At 60.5% G+C, this 16,559-nt stretch carries 12 protein-coding genes; 6 read left to right on the forward strand and 6 right to left on the reverse strand.

The genetic code is table 11. The annotated features are described in order from the left end of the window. Positions 1–25 precede the first annotated feature (25 nt). The 3 genes from Q7T36_RS03680 to Q7T36_RS03690 form a co-directional block, all read right to left on the reverse strand. Positions 26–730 carry an START domain-containing protein gene (locus tag Q7T36_RS03680; protein WP_304844169.1) on the reverse strand — a complete coding sequence of 235 codons (705 nt, stop codon included), beginning with the start codon at positions 728–730 and terminating at the stop codon, positions 26–28. 246 nt (positions 731–976) lie between these two features. Beyond that, the gene (locus tag Q7T36_RS03685; protein WP_304844171.1) at positions 977–1,681 is read right to left on the reverse strand and encodes a hypothetical protein; all 705 of its coding nucleotides are present in this window, start codon (positions 1,679–1,681) and stop codon (positions 977–979) included. Positions 1,682–1,915: 234 nt separating this feature from the next. Then, positions 1,916–3,691 (reverse strand): GspE/PulE family protein, encoded by a 1,776-nt coding sequence (locus Q7T36_RS03690; RefSeq protein ID WP_304844173.1) that lies wholly within the window; start codon positions 3,689–3,691, stop codon positions 1,916–1,918. A gap of 224 nt (positions 3,692–3,915) precedes the next feature. On the opposite strand from Q7T36_RS03690, the gene Q7T36_RS03695 reads away from it, so the two are divergent. The 5 genes from Q7T36_RS03695 (at position 3,916) to Q7T36_RS03715 (ending at position 12,051) form a co-directional block, all read left to right on the forward strand. Further along, positions 3,916–5,940, forward strand: coding sequence for a bifunctional diguanylate cyclase/phosphodiesterase (locus Q7T36_RS03695; RefSeq protein ID WP_304844175.1), 2,025 nt, complete (start codon positions 3,916–3,918; stop codon positions 5,938–5,940). A gap of 121 nt (positions 5,941–6,061) precedes the next feature. Beyond that, entirely contained in the window at positions 6,062–7,246 is a 1,185-nt protein-coding gene (ppk2, locus tag Q7T36_RS03700) for a polyphosphate kinase 2 (RefSeq protein ID WP_304844177.1), read from the forward strand. A 175-nt stretch (positions 7,247–7,421) separates the two neighbouring features. Beyond that, positions 7,422–8,411 (forward strand): alpha/beta fold hydrolase, encoded by a 990-nt coding sequence (locus Q7T36_RS03705; protein WP_304844179.1) that lies wholly within the window; start codon positions 7,422–7,424, stop codon positions 8,409–8,411. A 13-nt stretch (positions 8,412–8,424) separates the two neighbouring features. Then, positions 8,425–9,417: a hypothetical protein gene (locus Q7T36_RS03710; protein ID WP_304844181.1), complete on the forward strand. Its 993-nt coding sequence runs from the start codon at positions 8,425–8,427 to the stop codon at positions 9,415–9,417. A 111-nt stretch (positions 9,418–9,528) separates the two neighbouring features. Then, positions 9,529–12,051, forward strand: coding sequence for an ATP-binding protein (locus Q7T36_RS03715; protein ID WP_304844183.1), 2,523 nt, complete (start codon positions 9,529–9,531; stop codon positions 12,049–12,051). 61 nt (positions 12,052–12,112) lie between these two features. Here Q7T36_RS03715 and Q7T36_RS03720 read toward each other — a convergent pair whose 3' ends face one another. After that, a complete protein-coding gene (locus Q7T36_RS03720) occupies positions 12,113–13,423 on the reverse strand; it encodes an ammonium transporter (protein WP_304844185.1) in 1,311 nt (436 codons plus the stop codon). 15 nt (positions 13,424–13,438) lie between these two features. After that, the gene (gene glnK / locus Q7T36_RS03725; RefSeq protein WP_304844187.1) at positions 13,439–13,777 is read right to left on the reverse strand and encodes a P-II family nitrogen regulator; all 339 of its coding nucleotides are present in this window, start codon (positions 13,775–13,777) and stop codon (positions 13,439–13,441) included. Positions 13,778–13,980: 203 nt separating this feature from the next. Between glnK and Q7T36_RS03730 the strand changes: the two genes are divergently transcribed. Then, complete coding sequence (locus tag Q7T36_RS03730) at positions 13,981–15,888, forward strand: hypothetical protein (RefSeq protein ID WP_304844189.1); 1,908 nt, start codon at positions 13,981–13,983, stop codon at positions 15,886–15,888. Positions 15,889–15,893: 5 nt separating this feature from the next. Here the strand turns inward: Q7T36_RS03730 and Q7T36_RS03735 are convergent, their stop codons facing one another. Then, on the reverse strand, positions 15,894–16,547 hold the full coding sequence (locus Q7T36_RS03735) for a methyltransferase (protein ID WP_304844191.1): 654 nt from the start codon (positions 16,545–16,547) through the stop codon (positions 15,894–15,896). Between the last annotated feature and the right edge of the window lie 12 nt (positions 16,548–16,559).

Here is a 16,559-nt window from a genome sequence, read left to right on the forward strand (position 1 = left end):
TACGCCGGTTCGCCTGTAGCAGGGCTTACTGGGCAAAGGTGAACGGGGAAGGTGCAGTGGGCTCGGTGTACATCGGCAATTTTGTCATGCGGGACAGACCAACCATAGACACATAGGGCGCACGGCGTTGTACGAAATTAATCGCCCACACCGGCGCCAGTCCGCCCGGATCAACATAACCTTCAAATTCCAGCAAGGTCTTGCCCCCGCCTTGCGGGGTGAACTTGACGTTCATTTCCTGCGCGGTGACCCGCACCAGACCCGGCACCATGGGAATGTAATCCGGAACCGCGCTGACCTTGAGCATCATGTGACCTTTGCGGGCGGTGTAAGGCTCAACGATGGCATGCAACACTGCGTCACGGTCAGGCAAGGTTGCCGGGGCATTGTAACGGGCATAATAATAGTATTCCGTATTGGATACTTTTTTCAGCAGCTTCATTTCCTTGGTTTCATAAAACCACTTTTTATAGTTTTCGACATCAAAGTGAATGCGGGCCAGCGTTTCCAGCGAGGCCTCAAATTCCGCCTCCCCCTTGAACGAACGGATACGCTTGCCGTCTTCCTGCTTGCCAAAGGTCTTGATGTTGCGGATGGAGTCGTTACGTATCAGCTCCCAGTCCCCCTTGTCGCCACGTGTAGCGCGCAATTCGCGCAGATCGTCATCGGCCGCCAGGGCCGGTTGCACCAGAGCCGCCAGCAACCCAGCCGCCATTAATGTTTTTTTCATGTTTCACCTCAGTTAAAGGCACGGGATGTATCAATCGGGGGGGGCATTCTGCCCCATGCAAGACGTCTGTCCATGACCATGCGACGCGATTGATATGCGCCAGAGCCAACTCCCTGATCGTAAGGAATTAAATAGCCCGCCCTTTGCGGAAAATCAAGCCCGGCCATCTGATGCTGATGCCCGGTGAACCAATATGGAAAAGGCCGGAACGAAGTCCGGCCTTTTCCATTGTAATAACATCAAATTTTATTCGGTGATTGCAAACGGTGAAGGGTCGCTGTCCCGGTACGAGGACATGCTGACCATGCGCTGCAGGCCGAGCATGGTGCTGTAAGGGGCATTGCGCTGCACAAAGTTCATCGCCCAGCTTGGCACCATGCCGCCCGGATCCACAAAGCCTTCGGCTTCCAGATGCGTCTTGTCGCGGGAAACCGGCGTGAAGCGGATGGTGATGTCCTGAGCCTGGACACGCACCAGGTTCGGCTGCGGCGGCATGTAGTCCGGCACGGCATTGACCTTGATTTCCATGAAGCCCTTTTTCGGGGTGTAGGGGTCAACCACGGCATGCAGGATGGCATCGCGGTCCGGAGTGGCCACCGGCGCATTGTAGGACATGTAGTAGTAGTATTCGCGATCAGACACTTTCTTCAGCATGTGGGAGTCCATGGTCTCCCAATACCAGCGCTTGATGTTGTCCACATCAAAGTGGACACGAGCCACTTTTTCCATGGAGCCGTCAATGGTGGCGTCGATCTTGAAATGAATGCGCTTGCCGTCTTCGGTTTGCTTGATGTACGTCTTGATGCTGCGGGAGGCATCGTTCTTGACCAGCTGCCACTCATTGCGGTTCGACTCGGAACGAATATCCTTCATGTCGTTATCGGCGGCAGCCGCCCATGGAGAGACAACGCCAACCGCGACACCCAGCATTAACGTAGACAACAGTTTCATGACAACCCCCAGCACCCGTGGTGCAATCCGTACAGTTCACCCCGAAAGCCAGCTCCAGCCGGCGCGCCGGTCGCAAAAAATCTCGGACCGGACTCAAGTATCATAGTCATCCGGACTGTGCAAACCGAGATGCGATTCACAATCGGTCAGAGCAGCGACGGGATGCCGCTTTTTCGGGACAAACGGCTTATCAGGGCGTCAGGCAGGCTGACGTCCCGCAAACACGGACTCCCGTCAAGACAACGGCGCGACCCGCAATATCTCCTCAATGGTGGTCTGCCCCGCCGCCACCTTCTGCGCCCCCGCGATCCGCAACGGCAGCATTCCTTCGCGCCAGGCCTGATTCTTCAGATCGGCCAGCGAAACATTCTCGGCAATCTTTTTCTTGAGATCGTTGGATAACAGCATGATCTCATAGAGGCCCAGCCGTCCAAGGTAACCCGTATCCCGACACTCCAGACAGCCTTTGGGGCTGAAAATCCTTTCCGGCATGGGGGCTTTCCAGGGGTTGGTCAATTCCTGCCAAGCCTGCGTGTCACAAGGAATTTCCACCTTGCAATGCGGGCAGAGCGTGCGCACCAGACGCTGCGCCATGACGCCCAGCACGGTAGCTGAGATGAGGAAGGGCGGCACGCCCAAATCAATCAGGCGGGTGACGGAGGACGGAGCATCGTTAGTGTGCAGCGTCGACAACACCAGGTGACCGGTGAGCGCCGCCTGGATGGCCATGTCCGCCGTTTCATAATCCCGGACTTCACCCACCATGATAATGTCAGGGTCCTGGCGCATCAGGGCGCGGATACCCTCGGCAAAACTGAGGTCAATGCCGTGATGCACCTGCATCTGGTTGAAGCTGGGCTCCACCATTTCAATCGGGTCTTCGATGGTGCAGACATTGACTTCGTCGGTGGCCAGTTGTTTCAGGGTGGAATAGAGGGTGGTGGTTTTGCCGGAGCCGGTGGGGCCGGTCACCAGGATGATGCCGTTGGGCTCCTGCACCATCTTTTGCCATTTATCATAATCGCTGCCGGTCAGCCCCAGCTCCTTGAAGCCGCGCACCAGCACATCCGGATCAAAAATCCGCATCACCAGTTTTTCACCGAATGCGGTGGGCAGGGTGGAAAGCCGCAACTCAATTTCAAAACCCTTGGTATTGCGGGTTTTCAACCGCCCGTCCTGCGGCTTGCGTTTTTCCGCCACATTCATGCGCCCCAGAATCTTGATCCGGGACACCACCGCGTTCATCACCTGGGTAGGGAATTCGTAAATATTGTGCAACACGCCGTCAATACGGAACCGCACCCTGCCCCGTTCGCGGCGTGGCTCCAGATGGATGTCGCTGGCGCGCTGGTCAAAGGCGTATTGCAGCAGCCAGTCCACGATATTGACAATATGCTGGTCATTGGCGTCGGGAGACTGAAGATTGCCCAACTCCAGCAATTGCTCAAAATTGCCGATGGAGCCGGAACCGGCGCTGACTGAATCGCTGTTGCCGGCGCCCTCAATGGCGCGGGCCAGCTTGTAGAACTCGATGGAGTACCTATGCAGATGCGCCGGATTGGTCACCACCCGCTTCAGCGACTTGCCCTTGAGTGTGTGCTGGAGGTTTTCCTCCCATTCACTGTGAAAAGGCTGAGCGCTGGCAATCACTACCTCGTCCCGAAGTACCTGAACGGCCAAGATGCCGTGGCGCTCTGCGAAGGCATAACTCATCACCTCGGTCACTTCGGCAGCGTTGATTTTCAGAGGGTCGATGTGGAACAGCGGCTGACCGGCCTTTTCCGCCAGCCATGCCGTCAGGACATCGAGATCCAGTTTGGCCTCGGGCTTTTTGATATCCACAAATCCGAACTGGGCGATCATCTGCAACGGGTGCCAATGCAGCTTGTCGCGGGTTCGGGCAGTAGTTGCCACCAGATTGGCATCACGCTGGCTGATTCGGCCGTCCTTGAGCAACTCGTCCAGGCACCAGCGGGTATCAACACGGAAAGAAAAGGCGGTTTTTTTCATGATCGTTGTACAAGCCTCGGGATATGCTCCGGAATATAACGCCGGACGCGCCGCCACACGGTGATCCCGTCTGTCTTTATTTTGTGTTTTTCCTCTTTTTGGGATAGAAATACACCTGCAAGGATGCCTTGCCGGAAATTGACAGCAACCTCCGGACAATCCGAAAACAAGAACAGCAATCGGCATCGCCTGGCTGACACATCAGACTTTAACAGTGAATGATCATGCGCCAATGGCTGGAATCCCTCCGCATCCCGAAAAAGCTCTGGCTTTTTCATCTGGTCACCGCCCTGACCTCGGGGCTGGTCGCCGCCGGCATCATGCTGCTGACGGTGTGGCATATTGCCCGGGGCAATGCGGAAGCCGATGCGGGCGTCAAGGCGGCGATCATTGCCGACAATATCCTGCCCTCCCTGCAGTTCCGCGACCCGGAGGTTGCCGCTGAAATCCTGAAGGGCCTGAGCCGGGACAAGAACGTGCTGGACGCCCGTGTCATTGAGGCGGACGGACAGGTGTTTGCGGAGTTCGTCCCGAACAACGCCGGCAGCCGTCTGCGCCAGTCAGGCAGCAATGTCATCCGCACCTCAATTCCGCTGCTGGACGAGCGGATCAACGTCGGCCGGGTGGAGCTGGTCACCAGCCTGGACAACGTCTACCGGGAAACCGGCTTTTATACGCTGGCCATTGCGGTCGCGATGCTGGTGTCACTGCTGGTCGGCAGCGGGTTGATGATGTTGCTGCAACGCTCCATTACTGTTCCGCTGACCAGGTTAACGCAATTAATGAAGCGGGTTTCCGAACGCAATGACTACACACAGCGGACCGAAGTCAGCACCAGTGACGAACTGGGTGAACTGGGGCTGAGCTTCAACCACATGCTGGAACAGATCCAGGAGCGGGATACGGCGCTGGGGCATGAACTGAACGAACGGCTGCGGGCCGAGGAACAACTGGCGCATCTGGCGCATCATGATCCGGTCACGGGCTTGCCCAACCGTCACTATTTCCGCAAGTGCACCCAGGAACTGGAGCGGGTCCAGGGGGCGTCCGGCAACCCGCCCGCCCTGCTCTTCATCGATCTCGACAACTTCAAATTCGTCAATGACAGCTTTGGCCATGACTGCGGCGACCAGTTGCTGACCATCGTTGCCGACCGACTGCTGAGCGCCGTGCGCTCCAATGACGAAGTGGTGCGCTTCGGGGGCGATGAGTTCGTGGTGCTGCTGCTGAATATCCGCGAAACCGCCATCGCCCTGCAACTGGCTGAAAAAATCCGGCTGGTGCTGACCCAGCCGCTGATGCTGAACAGCAAGGAGTTTGTCGTCACCTGCTCCATTGGCGTAGCGGTGGCGCCCATGCACGGCCGCACCGCCGACGAACTGCTGCAAAATGCCGATGCCGCCATGTACCACGCCAAGAGCGGCGGCAAGAACGGGGTCAAGCTGTGGGAAAACGCCATGACCGGCCAGTCCACCCTGCGCTTCTCCATGGAGTCCGACCTGCGTCACGCCATAGAACGCAATGAGCTGGAAATCCACTACCAGCCGATTGTGGAACTGTCCAACCGCCGGATGGTGGGTATGGAAGCCCTGCTGCGCTGGAAACACCCCGAACTCGGCTTCATCTCCCCGGTCGAATTCATCCCGGTCGCCGAGGACAGCGGCCTGATCCTGGGCATTGGCGAGTGGGTGATGCAGATGGCATTCCATCAGGTTGCGGAATGGTCACGCGAATACGGCCCGCTGTTCATTGCCGTCAATGTCTCGGCGCGGCAGTTCCGCAGCGCCGACTTTGTCACCCGCACCCGCGAGTTGGCCGTGATCAGCGGCCTGGCCCCGGACCAGATTGAACTGGAACTGACCGAATCCATGGTGATGGGCCACACCGGCGAGGCGGTGCGGATCATGCAGGAACTGGTGGACAGCGGCTTCGGCCTGTCACTGGACGATTTCGGCACCGGCTATTCCTCGCTGTCCTACCTGAAGCGTTTTCCCCTCGACAAGCTGAAAATCGACCGCAGTTTTGTCAGCGACCTGCCGGATGATCCGGAAAGTGTCGCCATCGCCAAGGCCATTGTCGGCCTGGCCGCCACGCTGGGCATGCGCGTGGTCGCCGAAGGCATCGAGACGCCCGAACAGGCCGACCTGCTGCTGGGGCAGGAATGCCGTTACGGACAGGGGTATTTTTTCAGCCGGCCGCTGCCCGCCGACCGGCTTCCGGCGTTCATCCTCAGCAACCGGGCCGCATGAAACCCGAAGTCGGAAATCACTCCGGGATACGCCATTTCCTTGCTGGAAGTATGGAAATAACAGGACTATCATTCTTGGAATACGTTCTTTTTCATCCCATTAACTTCTAACAGGACTAACCATGGTCAACCGGAATTCACCAGCCCCCACCCCCGTAACCGATACACCTGAAACCACCGCTGCACCGGTTCCCCGCCGACGGACTCCGCGAACCCGCCGGGTCGCGGCGGGAGACATTTCTCCTGTACTGACCACCGAACGCATTGAGCAGCATACGGTTTCAGAAACCACGAGCGCCGCCATCGACGCCCAACGGGCTGCACTTCAGGATATTCTGTCCCGCTCCGGCGGCGCGGATGCCTCGGACATCATCTCCACCTTGAAAGACCTCCTGGCCGGCGCCTCTCCGGATGAAGCCGCCGCCCTGCGCGACCTGCTGACCGGCAAGGAAAACCAGGAAACCCCGAAGCTGCCCGAGCGTGCGGATGACGAACTGACCAATGAATGGCGCGATGGCGGCTATCCTTACCGCAACCTGATGCTGCGCAAGAACTACGAAAAGCAGAAATACCAACTTCAGGTTGAACTTCTGAAGCTGCAGGCCTGGGTCAAGGAAACCGGCCAGCGGCTGGTCATCATCTTTGAAGGCCGGGATGCTGCCGGTAAAGGTGGGGCGATCAAACGCTTCATGGAACATCTCAACCCGCGCGGCGCCCGCGTGATTGCACTGGAAAAACCAACCCCGACCGAAAGCGGCCAGTGGTATTTCCAGCGTTATGTGCAGCACCTGCCGACCGCCGGAGAGATCGTACTGCTGGACCGTTCCTGGTATAACCGCGCCGGGGTCGAAAAAGTCATGGGCTTCTGCACCACTGAACAGTACAACGAGTTCATGCGCCAGACCCCCGAATTCGAACGCACGCTGGTGCGCAGCGGCATCCATCTCATCAAGTTCTGGTTCTCGGTCAGCCGTGGTGAGCAACGCCGCCGTTTTCGCGAGCGCCAGGTGCACCCGCTCAAGCACTGGAAGCTGTCGCCGATTGACCTGGCCTCACTCGACAAATGGGAAGACTACACCCAGGCCAAGGAAGCCATGTTTTTCTACACGGACACCGCCGACGCCCCGTGGACAGTCATTAAGTCCGACTGCAAGAAACGGGCGCGACTGAACGCCATGCGCTATGTGCTGCATAAACTGCCCTATACCGAAAAGGATGCCACACGTATCGGACCGGTAGACCCGTTACTGGTCGGGCGGGCGCATGTGGTCTATGAGCGCGGCGAACACGCCCACCCCTTGCTTTGACCCTGAAGTCGGGACTTCACGGCCTCCGGCCCCTGGGAACGGGGGCTGCTGGTGTCAATTCCGGCCATTCTGACCCAAACGCCCGCAAAGACGGCGAAAATAGTCAAGGCAGCCACCCCGCGCCCGCACTACAATCGGACCCACCTTCCCCCTCTAAGGCTTGGACGAAAACAAGATGAACTGCCTGAAGAAAACCCTGGCTGCCTGCCTGCTGCCACTGGCGCTGCTGGCCGCCGTTCCGGCCATGGCCGCCCCCAACCTGCCGCTGTTCAACTCCATCCTGAACCAGGAGCGCGCCTGGGCCGGTTTGCAAACCAAAACCGTGATGGTGGACGGTATCAATGCCTCTTATAGCGAAGGCGGCCCGGCTGACGCCCCAAAGGTGTTGCTGATCCACGGCTTTTCCGGCTCCCGCGACAACTGGAACCGGGTGGCGCACCAGCTGACCAAGCGCTACCACGTTTATGTGCTCGACCTGCCCGGCCACGGCGATACGTCCGCCCCGGACAGCTTTGATTTCCAGCTGGCCAACCTGATGGAGTTCACCCGCAAATTCGTCACCACCTTGGGCATTGAAAAGAACCTGAACGTGGCGGGTCACTCCATGGGCGGCTCCATTGCCGTGCTCTACAGCGCCATGTACTTTCTGGAAGTGCACAGTGTGCTGCTGGTCGATTCGGCGGGCGTCTACGCCAACACCGGCAAGTCGCTGATGAACGACCCGAAATCACTGGCCAACCTGTTGGTGCGCAAGCCCGGTGACCTGAAGAAACTGCTGACCCAGTACGCCATGTATGACGCACCGCTGCTCCCTGATGAGATTCTGGAGGCTCAGGAGAAAGTGCAGATGGATCACCTGAAATGGCACGAAAAGCTGATGGCCACTCTGCAGGAACAAATGAAATGGTACACGCCGGACACATTCCAGCTGGCCGTGCGCAGCATTGAGGCTCCCACCATGGTGATCTGGGGCGAGAAGGACGCCATTATCGGGGTCGAAGCGGCTGAAGAACTGCGCAAGGGCCTGAAGAAACCGGAGTTGCTGATCCTGAAGGATGTCGGCCATACCCCGATCCTGGAAGCGGACCAGATTGTCTCCGCCGCCTACCTGCGCTTCCTCGACAAGTCCGTTGCCATCCCCAACCCCTTCGCCCCCAAACCCTGACCGGAGACTGCCCATGCACCCCGTTGCCGCGCAACTGCTTGACGCCCATACCACCCACGTTCTCGCCCAACTCTCCGGCGATGCCCTGGCGGAAACACTGGATCGTGAAGCCGGCGCCTTTCTCGACTGGCTGGACGCCCGCCCGCTGCAGAGCCTGGTTACCGCCGACCGCGTCTTCAGCCTGGCGCAGGAGCGCGTGCTAGACAGCGAACCGGCCCCGGCGCTGATCGCTGAAATCGTCGCCATCTTCAAGGATATCTGGAACAGCCCGGTCAACGAAGACACCTATATTCACCAGATCATTGAACACAAGCATTACACCGCCATCGTCGAGAATATTGCCAGTCGTGACAAGCTGCGCAATGACCTGATCCACACGGTCGTCGGCAACCCCATTTACGGCCGCCTGCTCTCCGATGTCATCTATGACGCCATCAGCGACTACATGGTGCAGAATCCGATCACCAAGAATGTGCCGGGCATGGCCTCGCTGATGAAGATGGGCAAGGGACTGGTGGAAGGCGCGGGCGGAGCGGCCGTCAAGGGTTACCTGCAGAAGAACATTCAGGTCATTGTCGGCCGCAGCGAAAAAACCATCCAGAACCTGCTCGATGCCCGGCAAATCCATCAGGTGGCCGAGCAACTGTGGCACAAGTCGCGGGCGCTGCCGCTGTCCACGCTGCGCCAGTATTTCGGTGAAAAGGACATTGACCAGCTTTCCTACATCATCGAGGAAGCCTGGAACCACATCCGGCGCACCGATTACGTCCGGGCGCAAGTGAAAACCGGCATCGACAGCTGGTTCTCCCGCAACGGCAGCCGCAACGCCTCGGCGGTGCTGGCGGATCTCGGCATCAGCCGCGAACTGCTGCTGGCCGAAATCCGCACCACCGGCGGCGTCATTGTCAACGAAATGGTCGCCTCCGGCTTTGTGGAAAAACGGATACGCGAACAACTCTCCGCCTTTTATGGCGGCGAGGCTGCGGGCAAGCTGCTGGGCGCCTGACGCGCCCGGGCTGAGAGCGGGCGCGAGCCTTTATGCGGTCAAAAGATGACACCGGACCGATTTCCGCTTAGCATCAGGGCATTCTCCATGCCCTGACTGCCGGATGCAATTGTGAGGCTGCCCGACCGCTTACTGCACCAATATCCCCGAAGTACAACCGGACTGGTGCTGGCGGGTGTCTGCTTGTCCGCCACCATCGCCGTGGTGCTGGCCTATCAACCGGAAATCGCCCGGCAACGCCAGCAGGCGGACCAGCACCGGCAAGACCTCGCGGATCAGGTGCGTCATGACCTCTCCTTGCGCTTCGCCACGGTTCATCAGCAGGTCCACAACCTGGGAGGCTTGGTCGGCAACCAGTTCCCGCAACCGGCGGTGGTCGAAAACACGTTGCTGGCTCTGCTGAAAGCCTCACCGCCCGGCCACATTTACGGTATGGGTGTCTGGTACCGCCCCGGTGAGGTCCGGGGCTTTCCGGGCGGGCTCTACGGCCCATACGCCTACTACCCTGACAATGCTGAAGCCATCCTGACCCGGGAGTGGATGACCCCCGCCTACAATTACCCCGCCCGGGCCTGGTATGCCCTGATCGCCTCCGGCCGGGGCGATATCCGCTGCACCGCCCCCTATTGGGACCAGCATCAGGTGTTCCTCTCCTGCGGCAAATCGTTCCCCCCCGGTGACGCCAACCCGCGCGGCATGGTCAGTGTGGACATGGTGCTGCCGCAACTGAACCTGATGCTGAAGCAGCTGGGAACACCGCAGCAGGAAACCCTTTTTCTCACTCATGGCGCGAACCTGCTGGCGCATCCGGACGCCGAGGCGATGGTGCTTGAAGCCCGCCGCCTCCGTCCCGCTGTCAACAGCCTTTTGGATCTGCCTGCCTCTGCGGCCATGGCGCGACTGCCGTCCACCGGAAACTGGGATGAATACCGTCAGACACTGGATTACGGCTGGGAACTGCATATCGTCAGCCGGAAATCGTGGCTCAATTCCGGGCTGAACGTACTCTACCAGCGTATCGGGTTCTGGCTGGTGATGATCTGGCTGGCCGGAGCACTGATGGATGCCGTCTGGCTCTACACCACCCGTCACATGCGCACCGCACTCAACCGTAATTTGTCCTTGCGCAACGCCCTCAGCGATGCTGTGCCTTCCGGGGTTTTCCTGTGCGATGAGGAACAACAGATTGTCTGGGCCAATCCCGCCTTTTACCGGCTGGCCGGCGATACGCCGCTGCCTGCACCGCTGACCGCCCTGACGGATACCGAGGACCACAACAGGATCCGCCAGTTGTGGGAGGCCGCCGCCACGCAGGACACCCCCGCCTCGGGCGAATTCCGCCTGGCCCGGGACGCCGACTGCTGGGTGCATTTGCGGCTGGTGCGCGTCAAACCTGATGAAACTCACGGCTCCGGCATGGCCGGCACCATTGATGACGTCACCGAGCGCCGCAATACCGAAGAAGCCCTGCGCCTGGCCAAGGATGAAGCGGAAAAGGCCAGCCGCGCCAAAGGCGACTTTCTGGCTACCATGAGTCATGAAATCCGCACCCCGATGAACGGGGTCATCGGCATGGCCAACCTGCTGCAGGAAAGCGGACTCAACACCGAACAGACCGAATACGCCCGCACCCTGCAAAGCTCGGCCGGAACGCTGCTGAAAATCATCAACGACATTCTCGACCTGTCCCGCATCGAGGCCGGCAAATTTCCGATTGAGCAGCATCCGTTCCGCTTGCCGGAACTGGTGGGCGAAGTTTTATCCCTGCTTCAGCCGCTGGCCGCGCAAAAAGACATCGACCTGGACTCCGGGCTGCCCTCCGACCTGCCGCCGGTGGTCATTGGTGATGCAGACCGCGTCAAGCAGGTGTTGCTGAACCTGATCGGCAACGCCATTAAATTTACCGACTCGGGCAGCGTCACGCTCAGTGTCACGGTCAGCGAACCGGCCAACCAGCGGGCCTGCCTGAGCTTTCATGTCATCGACACCGGCATCGGCCTGTCGCTGGATCAACAGTCGCGCATCTTCACGCCCTTCACCCAGGCGGACAGTTCCACCACCCGACGTTATGGCGGCACCGGGCTGGGTCTGGCAATTTGCCGACACCTGATTGCGCTGATGGGCGGGGAAATCCATTGCTACAGCGAACCCGGTGAAGGGGCTCACTTCTGGTTTGACCTGGAGTTCCCGCTGCCGCAAACCGGCAGCCCGGCCGCCGGGAACCAGGCCGACGCTACGCCACGCGCCTTGCGCGCCAACGCCCGGGTCTTGGTCGTGGAAGACAACCCCGTCAACCTGCAAGTCGTTCTGGCCATGTTGAAGAAGCTGGGCCTGCACCCCGAACATGCCGGTAATGGCGAGGATGCCCTGTCCCGTCTTACCCAGGAAAGCGAATGGGACCTGGTGCTGATGGATTGCCAGATGCCGGTGCTGGACGGTTTTGACACCACCCGCCGCTGGCGCGCTCTGGAAAGTTCCGCGAGCCGCCCGCGACTGCCGATTGTGGCGCTGACCGCCAACGCCATGCGCGGCGATGCTGAACGTTGTCTGGAAGCGGGCATGGATGCCTACCTCAGCAAGCCGCTGACGCTGGCGGCGCTGACGGCCGAACTGGGCCGATGGCTGGCGGCGTAACCTGACCCGCAACAAAAACGCCGTCACAAAGGACAGCGTTTTTGTCAACACAACCAGCGGATCAGTTGAGGTCGTAACCCCGCTCTTCATGCAGCACCAGATCCAACCCTTCGCGTTCCTCATCCAGGCTGACCCGCAAGCCACCGGTCATGATGCCGGTCACTTTCAGCAGTCCCCAGGTCAACGCCGCCGAATACAGGCCGATCACGACAATACCAGCCAGTTGTATGCCCAACTGGCTGCCGATGCTGTCATGCCCGGCGGCAAAACCCTGGCCCGAAAAAACGCCCAGCGCCGGACTGCAGAAAATGCCCGCCAGAAAGGTGCCGAGAATGCCGCCGACACCGTGCACCGGAAATACATCCAGCGAGTCGTCGATTTTCAGCGTCTTCTTGATCAGCTGGGTCATGAAGAAGCAGACCACGCCCGCCAGCAGGCCGATCACCAGTGCGCCGCCTGGACCCACCACCCCTGCCGCACCGGTAATGGTGCCCAGACCGGCCACCATGCCGGTGACGATACCCAGCACTGACGGCTTGCCGAACTTGATCCATTCACAGGCCATCCAGGTCAGCGCCCCGGCAGAGGCGGCAATGTGCGTCACCATCAGCGCCATGCCCGCCGCACCGTTGGCTGCCAGCGCCGAACCGGCATTGAAGCCGTACCAGCCGACCCACAGCATCCCGGCGCCGGTAACCGTCATGGTCAGGTTGTGCGGCGGCATGGCGATCTTGCCAAAGCCATTGCGCGGGCCCAGCACCAGCGCCGCCACCAGCGCGCTGACACCGGCCGTGATATGAACCACCGTTCCGCCCGCAAAATCGATCAGGCCGCGCTGGAAAAACCAGCCGCCACCCCAGACCCAATGCGCCACCGGCACATAGACAGCCACCGTCCAGAGCAGGCTGAAAACCAGCATGGCACCGAATTTCATGCGCTCGGCGAAAGCACCGATGATCAACGCCGGAGTAATGATGGCAAACGTCATCTGGAACGCCGCAAACACGACCTCCGGAATATCGCCGGTCATCGATTCCTTGTTCATGCCGTCCAGCATCAGCCGCGACAAGCCACCGATCCAGTCATTGGCGCTGCCGCCGGAGGTAAACGCCAGGGAATAGAGCCCGATCATCCATAACAGGCTGACCGACGCGGCGATGGCGAAGCAGGCCATCAAAATGGAAAGCACGTTCTTGGTGCGCACCAGGCCACCATAAAACAGCGCCAGTCCGGGCAGGGTCATGAACAGAACCAGCGCGGTGGCGGTAAGTATCCAGGCCGTATTGCCGCTATTCACGGCAGGAGCGGCATCAGCAAGGGCGGCCGGCGACAGCAACAGCAGCGCCGGGCCCAGCAGGCGACGAGGCAGCATCGTCTACTCTCCCGATCAAATGGCGGATTCGTTGGTTTCACCGGTGCGGATGCGCACCACCTGCTCCAACGGCGTCACGAAAATCTTGCCATCACCGATTTTACCGGTGCCAGCCACCTTGCAGATCACTTCAATCACTTGATCCAGGTCCGAGTCCTTCACGGCCAGGTCCAGGCGGACTTTGGGCACGAAATCCACCACATACTCGGCGCCCCGATACAGTTCGGTATGACCTTTCTGGCGACCGAAACCCTTGACTTCGGTAACAGTCAGACCTGTTACGCCGATTTCTGACAGGGCTTCACGGACATCGTCCAGTTTGAACGGCTTGATTACCGCAGTGACCATTTTCATGGTTCTCGACCTCATATGGTTGCTTGAATCGGGGACAAATGGCTTTAAATGGCCAAAAGGCGAATTTATACACCGACTCGGCGCGGAAGTCGCGCCATTCGTGCAGGATTGCCATAAACCGCACACCCGAACCCCCTCATGACGATAGTCAGGCCGCCCGCAGTTCCGCTAGACTGCCCGCCACAATTTTCAGGGACGCCTTCATGACACCTATGCTCAATGCCGCTTGGTTAGACGCCATGCTGGAAGCCGAACGCCACGACGAAGCGCTGGACCTGCTTAACGCCGCCCTGGAAGCACAACCCGATAACGCCCGGCTCTATGCCCTGCGCGGCGACTTCTGGGCTAGCGCCTGGCATCACCGTGAAGCGGCCGAGGACTGGGAAACCGCACTCTCCCTCGATCCGTCTTTGCATGAGGTGCAACTGCAACTGGCGCTGCTGGAAATAACACGCCCCTACCGGCTGGCCGACGGTGGCAATGATGACGGGTTTGAGGATGATGACGGGCTGCCGGACGAGGATGTGTGGCCTGACGAAGAGGAAAATGAAGCGCAAGTGCAGCGCATGCTGCAGGAAGCACTGGAGGCCGGAACCGGGGGTGCGGCCTTGCTGACCGGTGACGAAACCGCCCTCGACGGCGGGGACTGGCCGGGTGAGGATGACAGCGACTTTTTTGAATTCCGCAGTGAAGACAGCCTGCGCGCTCAAGGCCTGACCCGCTTGCAGAAACTGGCCGACAACAGCCTGCTCAGCGAAGCCCAACTCCTGCATGCGGTGACAGCGCTCAGCGAAACCGCCTGGCTGCCCTGGCACGCCCTGGATCTGGTGCAGCGGGGACTGACCGCCAACCCGGCCTCCCCGGCCCTGCAGCGCGCCCGGGTAGCGCTGTGGATCAGCCTGGCTACCGACCTGGGTGACGCGGGCGAGGATGTGCCTGTGGGCTACTCCGCCGACCTGACCGGCAACCTCTACCATCCGGTCAGCGCCGCCACCGCCCTGCAATATGGCGACGGCCTGCCTGCGGAGGCCTGGGATGCCGATCTTTACGAGCGCCGGGCGCAGCTGCATCGTCTGCTCGGCGACCACGCCGCCGCCGCGGAGGACTTCAATCATGCCGCCCGCTGGGTGGAAAGCCTGGCCGGCTGCACTGACAGCGAAGACGGAGACGCCGTTGGCAGCCGTCTGCAGCAGTTACAGGCTGAAATTGCGGTCTGTCAGGGCGGTGACAGCGCCTTGATTGCCGCACGGCAGCAACACATGCAGGATACGCTGGCCAAATTGGCCGACATGCAGCAGTCGCTGGGCGTCGCGGCAGATCAGCCGCAGGACGGGGACGAGAACGTCATGTTGGATGAAGCCCGTGACGCCGCTCTCGACTACATCGACACCATTGGCCACGATCCGCTGCAGGATGCCGACTATGTCACTGAAGTCCTGGCGCAAATTCCGGGTATTGCGGACGCCATCCTGCAAACGCTGGAAAACGAGCCTTATGATTTCCGGAACCTCACCGAACGGGAGCTGTTTGAGCGGGTGGGCGACGCCGACGCCCAGTTGTACGTCGCGGAACGGGCCGCCTTTGTCCGTCAGGGTTTTGCCACCATCGGCTGGATGGAACTGCAATCATTGAGCCGCCGCATCGGCAAGCCGGCCGTTCTGGATCTGCTGCTGTCGCCGGACCAGACCACCGCCGGGCTTTGCTTTGTGCTGGGAGGCGTCCCTACCCGGGAAGTGCATACCGTTTTTGCAGACAGTGGCAGCCTGTCACATGCCACCCTGCGCGGCCGCAGCGCCGGTTGGACACCCGCCCCCTTCCGGCAGGCGCACCTGCCGCCCGAAACCCCGCTGGAGCTGCTGCTGCGCCTGCATGACAGCGCCGTCAGCCTGCACATCGCCGAGAGCGGCGAGCAGCCGGTGCTGCTGCACCCGTCACGCCTGCCGGAACAGTTCGACCAGCTGCGGCAGCAGCGCCACGAGGCGCGCCTGGCGCAGGGCTTTCATGACGCCGAGGTGCGGGGATACAGCGGGGAACATTACCGGGCCGGCGGGCAAGCGCTGCGTGAGGCGCTGGCGGCGCATCTGGCGCGCTTGCGCCCGCGCACTCACTAAAGCCGCTAGCGGGATGCGTAAAACCGGACCGTGCGGAATTCGTCGAATTCATCCAGGTCCGGCCAAGTGGTGGCGGCGGCTTCTGCCTCACTGTTGAAGGCGGGATGGTCGAAGTCCCTGACCCGTGAGTCCGCCACCAGCACCCGGTCCGCCCTGCTCAGGAACTCATCCAGAAAAAAACGGTTACTGCGGTCATAAAGCACGTCGGCAGCCAGCAGCACATCCACGCGTTCGTCCAGAGCAAAAAAATCTTCCAGATAAGTCAGCCTGACACCGTTGAGCCCGGCGTTGGCACGGCAGGCCGCCAACGCCAGCGGATCGATGTCACAGGCAATGACTTCTGACGCTCCCGCCAGCACCGCCGCTAGCGCCACCACCCCGGAGCCCGCCCCAAAGTCCAGCACCCGCTTGCCGCGCACGGTTTCCGGATGATCCAGCAGCCGGCGCGCCATGGCCAGGCCCGACGCCCAGCAAAAGATCCAGTACGCCGGTTCACGCCAGATTGCCTGCATCTCATCACTGGACATCGGCGTCCGCGGAAAATCCGGACTCAGCAGCCACAGGCGGACTTCTGGCAATCCGGGAGCGGTCTGGGCTTGCAGACGGGCGGAAGGCAGGGTCTGGCGCAGGCGTAATTCCAGTTCGGCAGGAAAGTTCATTGGCGGGTCCGG

The organism is Fluviicoccus sp., from assembly GCF_030646115.1.
Classification (GTDB): Bacteria; Pseudomonadota; Gammaproteobacteria; order Pseudomonadales; family Moraxellaceae; genus Fluviicoccus.